The following is a 12,769-nucleotide window of genomic DNA, read 5'->3' on the forward strand; positions in this document are numbered from 1 at the left end:
TCGAACATTGCTTAGAGGGTTGGAGAAAAGGTTAAAAAACAACCTTTTCTCCAACCCTCTTCTCTATTATTTCCACTTAATCATAAAGTACTTTTTCTTCCCTCTTCGGATAATCGTAAATTCACCATCAATTTTAACTGCATCCCCTACTACTGCTTGTAAGTCAGTTTCACGAGTGCCGTTTACATAGATTGCTCCATTCGAAATATCTTCTCTTCCTTGGCGCTTTGATGGAGAAATGTTGGCTGCAATTAGTAAATCTAATAACGCTATTTCACTTTCTTCACACTCAAAAGATGGAACATCTTTAAACCCTTGTTTAATTTCTTCACCCGAAAGTTCAGCGATGTTCCCACTGAATAACGCTTCTGAAATACGAATCGCTTGTTCTAGTGACTCTTGGCCATGAACGAGTCTTGTTACTTCTTCTGCTAATTTACGTTGTGCCACTCGTTTCTCTGGGGCATTTTCAACTTCAACTGCTAGGCCGTCAATTTCCTCTTTCGTTAAGAATGTGAAGTATTTTAAGAATTTGACAACATCTTTATCATCTGTATTTATAAGAAATTGATAGAATTCATAAGGTGATGTTTTTCTTGCATCTAACCAAATCGCACCACCTTCTGATTTACCAAATTTCGTTCCATCACTTTTCGTCACTAATGGAATCGTAAAGCCAAACGCTTTCACTGTTTCTTCTGTTGATTTACGAATTAACTCTAACCCAGCTGTAATGTTGCCCCATTGGTCACTTCCACCAATTTGCAAACGGCAATTCTCTTCTTGGTAGAGTTTTAAGAAATCATATGACTGTAAAATCATATAGCTAAACTCTGTAAACGAAATACCGGATGTAATTCTTGATTCTACAGAATCCTTTGCTAGCATGTAGTTGACACTAAAGTTTTTTCCAACATCTCGTAAGAAAGATACAACATCAAGTGAACCAATCCAGTCATAGTTATTTACCGTTTTTGCAGCATTTTCTCCTTCAAAATCAAGAAACTGAGACAGCTGAGCTTTAATTCTGTCACTCCATTGTTGAACAATGTCTGTAGTATTTAGCGTTCTTTCAGCTTTTTTCCCACTTGGGTCTCCGATTAATCCCGTCGCTCCCCCAACAAGTGCTAATGGCTTATGACCAGCTAGTTGAAAACGTCGTAACGTTAATACTGTTAATAAATGTCCAATGTGCAAACTATCTGCTGTTGGGTCAAACCCACAGTATAACGTAATTTGACCGTTCTCTAATTGTTGCTTTAATCCTTCTGCGTCTGTTACTTGATTCACTAACCCTCGAAACTCTAAATCCTCTAATAAGTTCATCTAATCACTCCCTAATAAAATAAAAAACGCCCTCAAAAAGGGACGAATTTTATTCGCGGTACCACCCTAATTGAAGAACGTATCTTCCACTTCCTATGATAACGGTATAAACCGCCAATGATTCACAATCTACAAAGGTAGTTTGCTTATCTGGAGACTCCAGGTTGTACTTCGCTTCACATCTTTGTACTGGTTTTCACCGCCCACCAGCTCTCTAAAACAAAAAATGCAAGCTACTAAATCCCTTCAATGTCTTTTATTTAGCTTTGAATATTTTTACCATAAAAAATAAACATTGTCAATACATGAAATAGGTTAGTTCAAAAGTACTTATCATCAATCGACAGGGTATGCTATAATATTTGTATGTTTTGGGGAGGTACTATATGAAGGATAATATAAAAGAAGTTTTTTCAAAGCTTAGAGATTTTGGTGAGAGTTTACGACGCAATCGTTTTTTGCGTGGGATTGGGATCACATATCAAGTCACTTGGAATCTAGTTCTTCTTTTTCTTATTATTGGTTTGCTTTCTACGATTTTTGTCGGTGGAGTTGCAGCTGGTTATTTCGCTTCACTTGTAAAAGATGAACCATTACGCACCTATGAAGATATGAAGAAAGACATATACAACTATGAGGAAATTAGTGAGGTCTATTTTGCTAATGATGTTTTGTTAGGAGAATTACCTACTGAACTTGAACGAAGAGAAGTAAAGTTAAATGAAGTTTCTGAGCATGTCATTAATGCTCTAATAGCAACTGAGGACGAGTACTTTCATGAACATGAAGGCGTTGTTCCAAAAGCAATTTTACGTGCAACATTCCAAGAATTTGCAAATTCCTCCGTTCAAACTGGAGGAAGTACACTAACTCAGCAGCTTGTCAAAAATCAAATTTTAACAAGCGAAGTTTCGTTTGACCGAAAAGCAACAGAAATTTTGTTGGCCATGCGTCTTGAGCAATTTTTTGAGAAAGAGGAAATATTAGAAGCTTACTTAAATGTTGCTACTTTTGGAAGAAATGCTTCAGGACGAAACATTGCAGGAATTCAAGCTGCAGCTCAAGGGATTTTCGGAGTAGATGCAAAGGATTTAAATTTACCGCAAGCCGCTTATATTGCTGGCTTACCACAAAGTCCATTTGGCTATACTCCATTTACTGGTAGTGGTGAGGTAAAAGAAAATCTTGAACCTGGTTTAAATCGAATGAAAACCGTGTTACGAAGAATGAGAGACGCTGGATATATTAATGAACAAGAATACGAACGAGCATTAGCTTATGATATTCGCGAAAATTTAACGTCGCCTAAACCAAGTTCAATAGAGGAATATCCTCTTGTCACGTTTGAAACGGAACGAAGAGCTACTGATATATTAGCAACCATCATGATGGAAGACGATGGCATTGATTTATCTAAATTGGATGATGAAGAATTACTAACTATGAAAACTAGATATCGGGATAGAGCCGCACGAGATTTACGTCGAAATGGCTATAAAATCCATACCACAATTGATAAAGATATCTTTGATGCAATGCAAGAAGCTAGTCAAGATAACCGTTTATTTGGACCTGACCGAGACGGTGAACAAGAAGAAATGGCATCTATGTTAATCGAGAACAAAACAGGTGCGATTTTAGGATTTGTTGGAGGTCGTGATACATCACAAGAATACAATATTGCTACACAAGCACGACGGTCAAATGGATCTACAATGAAACCTTTATTAGCTTACGGTCCTGCTATGGAAATAGGAAATGTACAACCAGGTCACATTATCCCTGACGTACCTACTTTCTATACTGGCACGTCGACCCAAGTAAATAACTTTAACAGACAGCATCGTGGACTTATTACCGTTCGCGACGCACTTAAATATTCACAAAATACTGTGGCTGTTAAAAGCTTCCGCTTAGCACCACATGAACTTCGTCGTGGAACACTTGAAAAGTTCGGGATTACCACGTTAATTGATGGGGAACCTTTTGAATCTGCTGCACTTGGTGCTCTCGAACACCAAATTACAATTGAGCAAAACACTGCGGCATACGCGATGTTTGCCAATGAAGGACAATTTATTGATTCTTATTTTATTGAAAGAATTGAAACTACAGATGGTCAAGTGATTTATCAACATGAATCAGAACCTGTAGAAGTGTTTACTCCTCAGACTTCTTATTTAATGATTGATATGATGCGAGATGTTCTACGAAGCGGAACGGCTACTTATGTTCCAAGTCGGCTAAAATTCAATGCTGATTGGGCTGGAAAAACCGGTACATCTAATAACTTCCATGATGCATGGTTTGTAGCAACAAATCCTAATGTTACACTAAGTGTATGGGTTGGTTATCGTACTCCTAAGTCCATTGAAACAAGACCAGTTGGTGGATTAAGCTATGGCCAACGAACACAACAAATGTGGGCAAATATTGCTAATGCCGCTTATGATGTTCGACCTGAACTTATGGCACCGGAAAATCGTTTCCAAATGCCTGGTGGAATTGTTAGAAAGGAAATTTGCGGAATTTCAGGCTTACTTCCTTCAAAATTATGCCGTGAAGCCGGTTTAGTAAGTAGCGATTTATTTAATGCAAAATATGTTCCAACTAAAGTTGATGATAGTCTCCAAGAAGCTAAGTACGTTATTTTAGGCGGAGAGCCATATCTTGCGCTTGATAGTACACCATCAGAGTTTACATTTGATGGCGTTATGATAAAGGAAGATTATTTTAAAGATGTTGATTTGAGCGAGTACGTTCCGGATCATTGGAAAAATATCGTTCCTGACCGCCAAGCGGAAGAAAACGGTAAAGTACCAGGAAATGTATCTGGCGTGACCATTAATGGTAATACCTTATCTTGGTCTGAACACGGAGAACGTGATATTGTAGGATATCGTGTATACCGTGCCGCTAATGGTACTGATAAGTTTGAACTCTATGCTAATGTTGTTGAAAGAGATAACACGAGCACTAAAGTTGGCAGTGGTAAGTACGCATACTATGTCATTGCCGTAGACGTGGCTGGACAAGAATCTACCTCAACAAACATCGTGAGCCAAGATGGATGGTCTCCTGAGGAAGAAGAAAAAGAAGAACCTAACGAAGAAAAACCGAAAAAACCAAAACCGAAGCCTGAACGAGACCAGAATGGAAATGGTAACGGCAATGGCGATAGACCAAATCCTGCTCCTCGGGATGATGATGACGATGAACTAGATGTATTAGAAGGCGTATAAAAATAGACACCCCCAGAAGTTAACTTACTTCTGGGGGTTCTTTTGCTTACATATCATCAATCTTAATCATGGAGAAATACCACCTTTTTGGGTTATGATACAACTAACTAGAAATTAAGGAGGTTATCGACTTGATAATTGAAATGTGGACTGACTTCGCTTGACCATTTTGCTATATTGGCAAAAAGCGTCTGGAAGACGCTATTCAAAAAATTGAGCACCCTGTTCAAGTGACTTATCGTTGCTTTGAGTTAGATCCTACTATGGAGCGTCAGGTAGACTATACCATCTATCAAAAATTAGCTGATAAGTATGGAATGAGCTTACAACAAGCAAAGTCTACGTGTCAGAGTATGGAAAGTACTGCCCGAGAAGAAGGACTAGATTTTAATTTTGAAACGATGAAGTTAACAAATACATTTGATGCACACCGTTTAACGATGTACGCTAAAAAAGAAGAACTAATGCATGAAATGAACGACCGAATATTAAGAGCTTATTATTCGGAAGGCAAACATATTGGCGAACATTCCACTCTAGTTGAATTGGCCACTGACGTTGGCATCAACCCAGATTCTGCAAAAAAGATACTTTCAAGTGATGCATTTACTGCAGATGTTCGAAAAGATGAACAAATCGCTTCTCAATATGGTATAAGAAGCATTCCATTCTTTCTGATTAATGGGAAATATTCAATGACTGGTGCTCAACCAACAGACAGTTTTGTTGAAGCGTTAACTAAAATATACGAACAAGATGGACAAGATAGTCCTTTAAGTAAAAGCCATAAAACAGGAGTAAGTTGTGACGACGATAACGGGTGTGAACGATAAATTGTTCTTCTTTTTAGAAGCCGTAATGTGTTGTGACAATGTCTAATTCATTCCTCTTATTACGATGTTTTTCTGCGGAAAAGATTGTAACGGACAGGAGATCTCTTATTTCATGCTTTTTTCTGTTTTTTGTACTGTAACGGACACCAAGGGTCTTATTCTCCTAAAAAAAGGGGAAAAACATGTAATATAGCGAAAATAAGGGCTCCTGTGTCCGAACCAGATGAAATAAGCAAGTTTTATCGATAATAAGGTCCTCTGTGTCCGTTAAGAAAATAGGGTGGGACAAAAGGTTAAAAAACCTTTTGTCCCACCCAGTTTATTAATCTTCCATTGTTGATAAATCACCTGTTGGTAAATCAAGCTCCCATGCTTTAAGAACTCGACGCATAATCTTACCGCTTCTCGTTTTAGGAAGCTTTTCTCGGAACTCAATTTCTCTTGGTGCCGCATGAGCTGCCAATCCTTTTTTCACAAATAATCGAATTTCATCAATTAATTCTTCGCTTGGCTCATGTCCTTCACGAAGTGCGATAAACGCTTTAATAATTTCTCCACGAACTGGGTCAGGCTTTCCAATTACTCCTGCCTCAGCTACAGCTGGATGTTCAATTAATTTGCTTTCTACTTCAAATGGACCAACTCGTTCTCCGGCAGTCATGATTACATCATCAATTCTTCCTTGGAACCAGAAATATCCATCTTCATCCATGTATGCTGAATCCCCAGAAACATACCAGCCTTCAATTTCAAAATAGCTATTGTATTTTTCTGGATTGTTCCATACCGCTCTCATCATCGATGGCCAGCCTTTTTTAATCGCTAAATTCCCCATACGATTTGGTGGAAGTTCATTGCCTTGGTCATCAATTATTGCTGCTTTTATCCCTGGTAATGGTTTCCCCATGGAACCAGGACGAACTTCCATACATGGATAGTTACAGATAAGCTGAGCTCCTGTTTCAGTCATCCACCATGTATCATGAATACGTAAATCAAAGACTTTCATACCCCAACGAACCACTTCTGGATTTAGCGGTTCACCTACACTCAATAGGTGTCGTAAAGATGATAGGTCAAACTCTTTAATGACCTCATCGCCCGCACTCATTAACATTCTGAAAGCTGTTGGTGCACTATACCAAACAGTTACTTTATATTTTTCAATCGTTCCATACCAATCTTGCGGACTAAACCTTCCACCTCTAACGACATTTGAAGCCCCAGCCAACCATGGACCAAAAATCCCATAAGAAGTTCCTGTTACCCAACCTGGGTCTGCTGTACACCAATATACATCATCATCTTGAAGGTCTAACACCCATTTAGCCGTTTGATAATGTTGGATCATTGCGTTATGAACATGCAAAATTCCTTTAGGTTTACCAGTTGAACCTGAAGTGTAGTGTAGGATCAATCCATCCTCTCTATCAACCCACGTAATATCTAAGTCTGTACTAGCAGCTTGGAAGTGTTTGTTAAAGTCAATATATGGACCTTCTTCTTTTACATCGTCTCCGAAAATAACAACTTTCTCCAAATGCGGTAGGTCACCAACTGGTACACGCTCTAATAAAGCTGGAGTTGTAATAAGCACCTTCGCGCTACTATCTTCTAATCTATCGCGCACAGCACCTTCCATAAATGCCTCAAATAAAGGTCCTACTATAGCACCTAGTTTAATCGCACCTAATACTGAAAAATAAAGTTCTGGGGACCTCGGCATAAAAACGAACACCCTATCTCCCTTTTCAACTCCCAATGATTTAAGCATGTTTCCAGCCTTATTTGAGGATTCCATCATATCTTGAAAGGTATAAGTTTCATCACGTTTTGCATCACTATAATAAAAGGCGATTTTTTCTTTTTTATCTGATTTTGCATGGCGATCAATCGCTTCATAAGCAAGGTTAACTTGACCTGTTTCACTCCATGAAAATTCTTTTTCAACAGATAACCAATCAAACGACTGGCTTTCACTTTCATAATTTTTTAAATTATAATTGCCACTAACAGATGGAAGCGCTTGCACTTTCATTATGAACATCTTCCTCTCACTATGTATTTATTACTATCGCTTTTATTATAGTATATTTAAAATTTTTCATCAATTCGTAAATCTTGGAGTTTTACAAATACAAAAAAACTGTGACGAATAAAAATTCAAAAGAACCATCACTTTCTTTCATGTATAATAGTAATAAATGAAAATTATTCTTCTGATTACCTCTACAAAAAGGTGGTTAACCCTGTGATACATGTAAAGCAATATTATCAAAGAGAGATTCCTTACCAAGACAGGACTCTTATTTTAGAAGGTCCTGTTCCTAAAGAACAACTACAAGAACTTCAATTTCACGAAGGATTAGTTGCGTTTCGTACACCTGAAAAACAAAAAAAAGCTCTCTTAGAAATAGCTGAACTACCAGAAGGAAGAATTAACATAGCTCGTGATGGAAATACAATTATTGGTTATGTGACGTTTGTTTATCCAGATCCTCTTGAAAGGTGGTCTGAGGCAAACATGGAAAACCTCATTGAACTTGGTGCCATAGAAGTAGCCAAAGACTATCGAGGTGTAAAGGTAGGAAAGAATCTACTCGAATTATCGGTTCTTGATGATGCTATGGAAGATTATATTATTATTACAACAGAATATTACTGGCATTGGGATTTAAAAGGAAGTGGTTTGTCGGTATGGGACTATCGAAAAGTCATGGAAAAGATGATGAATGCAGGTGGCTTAGAGTGGTATGCAACGGACGACCCAGAAATATGTTCTCATCCTGCTAATTGCCTTATGGCAAGAATCGGAAAACGTGTGAAATCAGAATCGATTCAAGAGTTTGACCAATTGCGTTTCCGTAATCGGTTTATGTATTAAGAAAGGAAGATTCCAAATGATTATAGAAGAAATCATGAAAAAGAATGTTGCGACATTAGAAGATTCAGCAACCATTGCTGAGGCTATTGAAGTGCTAGCTAAGCACCGAATTCGACATATACCGGTAGTAAATAAAGAGGTGGAAGTTATCGGCATTATTTCTGACCGAGATATTCGAGACGCTAGTCCTTCAATCTTTCATTCAGAAGAACATATAGAAGATTTCCAAAAACCTATAAGCGAAATTATGAAGAAGAACGTAATAACTGCACATCCGCTAGATTTTGTCGAAGAAGTTGCATCTATTTTCTATGACCATCATATTGGTTGTCTCCCCATTGAAGAAGATGGAAAATTAGTAGGTATTATTACTGAAACTCAAGTTCTTCATAAGCTTGTTGAATTAATGGGCGCACATCAACCAAGTTCACAAATTGAAGTGAAAGTTGAAAATATTACAGGAATGCTTGCTGAAATTGCAGCTATATTTAAACGAAAGAAAGTAAACATTACCAGTGTATTAGTCTATCCAAGCCAAGATGAGAAATTTAAAATACTCGTTTTTCGTGTTCAAACGATGGACCCAAGATCCATTATTTCTGAAATTGAAGGCGAAGGTTATGAGGTGCTATGGCCAAACATGCCCGGTGTTAACCTATGATAAGTGATGCAGCATTTGTTTTTTCACAAGAACAACTATCCTATCGATTTAATAAAGACCACCCTTTTAATCATTTACGTTTGAGCTTAACATATGACTTACTAGAAAAAATGGGTGCCATCTCACCAGAGAATATTGTAGAACCTCGAATTGCTACTGATGAGGAAATCGCTTTAGTCCATGATGAAAAGTTTATTGATGCTGTGAAGAATGCTAGTAAAGGCTTATTAAGTGAAGCTGTTGCTGCAAATTACGGTCTAGGTACGGAAGATACACCTATCTTTGAAAACATGCACGATGCTGCAGCACTTCTCGTTGGTGGAACCTTAACCGCTGTCGACCTTGTAATGGAAAACAAAGTGAGCCATGCTCTTAATCTCGGTGGCGGCCTCCATCATGGTTTTCGGGGAAAAGCTTCAGGCTTTTGCATTTACAATGATAGTTCGATAGCGATTGAATACTTAAAGCGAAAATATAACGCCCGTGTTCTTTATGTAGACACCGATGCTCATCATGGTGATGGCGTGCAATGGGCTTTTTACGACGACCCTGATGTATGTACATTATCCATTCATGAAACAGGACGTTATCTCTTTCCTGGAACCGGCAATGTAAATGAAAAAGGCCAAGGTCAAGGTTATGGTTTTTCAATCAATGTTCCGTTAGATGCCTTTACAGAAGACGAATCCTTTATGGAAGTTTATGAAACTAGCTTCAAAGAAGTTATTGAATTTTTCAAGCCTGATGTTATCTTAACTCAAAATGGTGCTGATGCTCATCATTTTGATCCATTAACTCACCTTTGTGCATCAATAGAGTCCTATAAAAAAATTCCTCGACTTGCTCATCAACTCGCTCATCAATATTGTAATGGTAGATGGATCGCAGTAGGTGGAGGCGGCTATGATATTTGGAGAGTCGTTCCTAGAGCATGGGGGTATATTTGGTTAGAGATGACAAACCAAACTAGTTTAGCACAGGGAAAGTTACCGCAAGAATGGCTAGATGCTTGGAGTTCAAAATCTGAAACGTCATTGTTACCTTCTTGGCAAGACCCACCCAACTTATTTACACCGATTCCGAGAAAAACAGAAATTACAGAAAAAAATAAAAAGATGTTAGAAAAAGCACTGTATCATATACGAACTGAAATGAAAACGCAATCATAAAAAAACGGCAAAGCCGTCTTTGACTAATTGCGATGTGCGAAGCCACTGCCCTCTCTTGAAAAGTATATTAATAAGTGTACTTCTTATTAATATACGCGCAGTGAGCGAAACCATCGCCCTACCTGATCTAGCTTAAAAGACATCTATGAGCATCTAAATTTTTTATACTTTCTTATCTTTTAATAAAAGGCGTGACAAAAAGGTAGGCAGTTTACCTTTTTGTCACGCCCTCTTTTAACTAGTTTTGTCTCGTTTTCTTATTGCTAAAGTGATTATGTTATAACTGACTGACGATATGTTTAACCATGGCATGTGATTGAGTAGAAGCGAGCACTGTAAATTCTTCAAAACTCATTTGAGCTTCATGATTGGCCTTATCTGAGATCGAGCGAATAATAACAAATGGAATTTCATTAAGCGCTGCTACTTGTGCGACTGCAGCTCCCTCCATTTCCACACAAGTACCTTGAAACTGCTCATGAAGTGATAACACTAAATGGTGGTCAGCAATAAACTGGTCCCCACTCAAAATCTTCCCTCTTTTTGTTTTTCCCTTAATGACGGCAGCTGCTTTCTCTGCAAGAGTAACTAGTTGCTCATCCGCGATAAATTCTGATGAGCGGTGAAACATTGGAATTTCTCCTTTTTTAAAACCTAAAGGACTTGCATCAATATCGTGTTGCATCGCACTTGTAGAAATAACAACATCACCCACATTTAAATCAGGATCAAGTGCTCCTGCAACTCCTGTGAATATGATGTTATCTACCAAGAATTTATCTATCAATAATTGTGTTGTAATGCTCGCATTGACTTTGCCTACTCCTGATTTACAAAGCACTATATTTCTTCCTTGATATGTACCTTCATAAAATGTAATTTGTGCGTAAACGACTTCATGTGAGATGATCATTTCCTCTTTTAGAAGTGCAATTTCTTCATCCATTGCTCCGATAATTCCAATTTTCATATGTTCAACTCCTATTCTGGTTGATACGCTTCTTTGCAAATTTTTCCTTATAATAAAGAGGTGACTCAAAAAGGATATTAACTAAGAGCACTGTAAAAAGTTATACCGACTTTTTCAGTGCCCTCCTCTATTAACTACCTTTTTAAATCAGCCTCAAGTCATTAAAAATCACCATTCGCTTTTGGATCTGAGATTACAATAACGACTCTTCGATTTAACTGTAAATTGTCCTCCGTTGTGTTCGGAGCAACGGGTTGTGTGTCTCCGTAGCCAATAGCCACAAAACGATTTGAATTGAGATTATGTTCGTCAACAAGGTATCGAATCACACTGCTAGCTCTAGCTCCTGATAACTCCCAGTTCGATGGAAAGCGAAACGTAGAAATTGGTCTTGCATCAGTATGACCTTCTACCTTCACAAGATTAGGAACTGATTTTAACAGTGTTCCAACCTTGTCTAAAAACAATTCAGCATCTGGTAAAATATCTGCTTCCCCGGAAAGAAAAACTGCTTTTTCTTGTAAAACTAAAACAACTCCTCGGTCATCCCTAGTTGCTGATATCATATCCGTTAGCTTATGTTTTTCTAAAAAACGTTGTACTTCTTTTAAAAGGTCATCCATTTCATCGACAACCTCTTCAATTTCCTCTACTGTCGGTTCACTCTTTTCTTCTTCTAATGAATGATCAAGTTCAACAGCTGATGGAAGAAAGTCTAGCACTTGTCTTTGTTGAAATGATTCGGCAATGACTCTAAACTTCTCAGCATCAACCACAGACATTGAGAATAATAGAATAAAGAATACTAGAATTAATGTCATCATATCCGAAAAGGTTACCATCCACTTTGGTGCACCTTTATCATTTTGTTGCTTCCTACGCCTGAACATTAGACGAAGCTCCTGATAGTTTACTTAGTTTAACATGATTTGGGATAAAAGCACTTAACTTTTCTTCTAGGATTTTAGGATTTTGACCTGATTGAACTCCGATTACTCCTTCTACAATAATCTGCTTAAAAAATACTTCTTCATCCGTTTTATTCTCAAGCTTCGCTGCTATTGGTAAAAATACAAGGTTCGCCAAAACCGTTCCGTATAAAGTGGTTAATAACGCAATCGCCATACTTGGTCCAAGCTTTGCTGGGTCATTTAAATTTTGAAGCATAATGACAAGTCCGATTAACGTTCCAATCATTCCCCAAGCAGGGGCGTATTCACCCATCTTTAAGAACAACACTCTACCCTTGCGATGTCTTTCTTCCATTGCTACCACCTCAGCCATCATAATATCTTTTATGACTTCAGGCTCGATTCCATCCACTGCAAGTAATACACCCTTTTTTATAAAAGGGTTTTTCACAGTTTCGATTCCAGCTTCAAGAGCAAGAAGACCCTCTCTTCTCGCCTTCCCCGAAAGCTCCACAAAAGTGTCCACTAAATCTTGTATACTTTGTTCTTCCTGGTGAAAAGCTTCACTAAGAACCTTTGGGATCGTTTTCAGGTCTGTCCACGAAAAGTTAATAAGCACTGCAGCAACGGTTCCACCAAATACGATGAGAATCGATGCAATTTGAATAAAAAAGACAAGACCAGAAATACCTGAATTTGAAAAAACGGCAAGAAGCAAAACGGATATCCCTATAAAAATACCTAGTAAAGTTAATATGTCAAACTTTCTCATG

At 37.9% G+C, this 12,769-nt stretch carries 10 protein-coding genes and 1 other annotated feature; of the genes, 5 read left to right on the forward strand and 5 right to left on the reverse strand.

The genetic code is table 11. The features are described from left to right. Positions 1-66: 66 nt before the first annotated feature. Positions 67-1,326 (reverse strand): tyrosine--tRNA ligase, encoded by a 1,260-nt coding sequence (gene tyrS / locus BK585_RS19005; RefSeq protein WP_078555511.1) that lies wholly within the window; start codon positions 1,324-1,326, stop codon positions 67-69. A gap of 35 nt (positions 1,327-1,361) precedes the next feature. Further along, positions 1,362-1,585, reverse strand: a binding site (T-box leader). A gap of 127 nt (positions 1,586-1,712) precedes the next feature. Here tyrS and BK585_RS19010 point away from each other — a divergent pair. Next, positions 1,713-4,568 (forward strand): transglycosylase domain-containing protein, encoded by a 2,856-nt coding sequence (locus BK585_RS19010; RefSeq protein WP_078555512.1) that lies wholly within the window; start codon positions 1,713-1,715, stop codon positions 4,566-4,568. A gap of 176 nt (positions 4,569-4,744) precedes the next feature. Next, entirely contained in the window at positions 4,745-5,401 is a 657-nt protein-coding gene (locus BK585_RS19015) for a DsbA family oxidoreductase (RefSeq protein ID WP_078555513.1), read from the forward strand. 322 nt (positions 5,402-5,723) lie between these two features. Here the strand turns inward: BK585_RS19015 and acsA are convergent, their stop codons facing one another. Beyond that, positions 5,724-7,439 carry an acetate--CoA ligase gene (gene acsA, locus BK585_RS19020; protein WP_170885648.1) on the reverse strand — a complete coding sequence of 572 codons (1,716 nt, stop codon included), beginning with the start codon at positions 7,437-7,439 and terminating at the stop codon, positions 5,724-5,726. A gap of 213 nt (positions 7,440-7,652) precedes the next feature. Here acsA and BK585_RS19025 point away from each other — a divergent pair, with 213 nt between their 5' ends. From BK585_RS19025 to BK585_RS19035, 3 genes are read left to right on the forward strand one after another with little or no spacing between them, the layout of a single operon-like run. Next, the gene (locus BK585_RS19025) at positions 7,653-8,285 is read left to right on the forward strand and encodes a GNAT family N-acetyltransferase (RefSeq protein ID WP_078555514.1); all 633 of its coding nucleotides are present in this window, start codon (positions 7,653-7,655) and stop codon (positions 8,283-8,285) included. A 16-nt stretch (positions 8,286-8,301) separates the two neighbouring features. Then, entirely contained in the window at positions 8,302-8,946 is a 645-nt protein-coding gene (locus tag BK585_RS19030; RefSeq protein WP_078555515.1) for an acetoin utilization AcuB family protein, read from the forward strand. Then, a complete protein-coding gene (locus BK585_RS19035) occupies positions 8,943-10,115 on the forward strand; it encodes an acetoin utilization protein AcuC (protein ID WP_078555516.1) in 1,173 nt (390 codons plus the stop codon). Before BK585_RS19030 ends, BK585_RS19035 begins: the two co-directional genes overlap by 4 nt. A 277-nt stretch (positions 10,116-10,392) precedes the next feature. Here BK585_RS19035 and BK585_RS19040 read toward each other — a convergent pair whose 3' ends face one another. The 3 genes from BK585_RS19040 to motP form a co-directional block, all read right to left on the reverse strand. Further along, complete coding sequence (locus BK585_RS19040; RefSeq protein WP_078555517.1) at positions 10,393-11,085, reverse strand: 5'-methylthioadenosine/adenosylhomocysteine nucleosidase; 693 nt, start codon at positions 11,083-11,085, stop codon at positions 10,393-10,395. A 161-nt stretch (positions 11,086-11,246) separates the two neighbouring features. After that, a complete protein-coding gene (motS, locus tag BK585_RS19045; RefSeq protein ID WP_078555518.1) occupies positions 11,247-11,975 on the reverse strand; it encodes a flagellar motor protein MotS in 729 nt (242 codons plus the stop codon). Next, a complete protein-coding gene (gene motP, locus BK585_RS19050; protein WP_078555519.1) occupies positions 11,962-12,768 on the reverse strand; it encodes a flagellar motor protein MotP in 807 nt (268 codons plus the stop codon). Before motP ends, motS begins: the two co-directional genes overlap by 14 nt. Position 12,769 lies beyond the last annotated feature (1 nt).

Source organism: Bacillus alkalicellulosilyticus, assembly GCF_002019795.1.
GTDB lineage: Bacteria > Bacillota > Bacilli > Bacillales > Bacillaceae_F > Bacillus_AO > Bacillus_AO alkalicellulosilyticum.

Bases quoted from the DNA above. Each gene is read 5' to 3' on its own strand.
- BK585_RS19030 (WP_078555515.1), top strand. From the start codon at position 8,302: ATGATTATAGAAGAAATCATGAAAAAGAATGTTGCGACATTAGAAGAT.
- BK585_RS19010 (WP_078555512.1), top strand. From the start codon at position 1,713: ATGAAGGATAATATAAAAGAAGTTTTTTCAAAGCTTAGAGATTTTGGT.
- tyrS (WP_078555511.1), bottom strand. From the start codon at position 1,326: ATGAACTTATTAGAGGATTTAGAGTTTCGAGGGTTAGTGAATCAAGTA.
- BK585_RS19040 (WP_078555517.1), bottom strand. From the start codon at position 11,085: ATGAAAATTGGAATTATCGGAGCAATGGATGAAGAAATTGCACTTCTA.
- acsA (WP_170885648.1), bottom strand. From the start codon at position 7,439: ATGAAAGTGCAAGCGCTTCCATCTGTTAGTGGCAATTATAATTTAAAA.
- motP (WP_078555519.1), bottom strand. From the start codon at position 12,768: ATGAGAAAGTTTGACATATTAACTTTACTAGGTATTTTTATAGGGATA.
- BK585_RS19035 (WP_078555516.1), top strand. From the start codon at position 8,943: ATGATAAGTGATGCAGCATTTGTTTTTTCACAAGAACAACTATCCTAT.
- motS (WP_078555518.1), bottom strand. From the start codon at position 11,975: ATGTTCAGGCGTAGGAAGCAACAAAATGATAAAGGTGCACCAAAGTGG.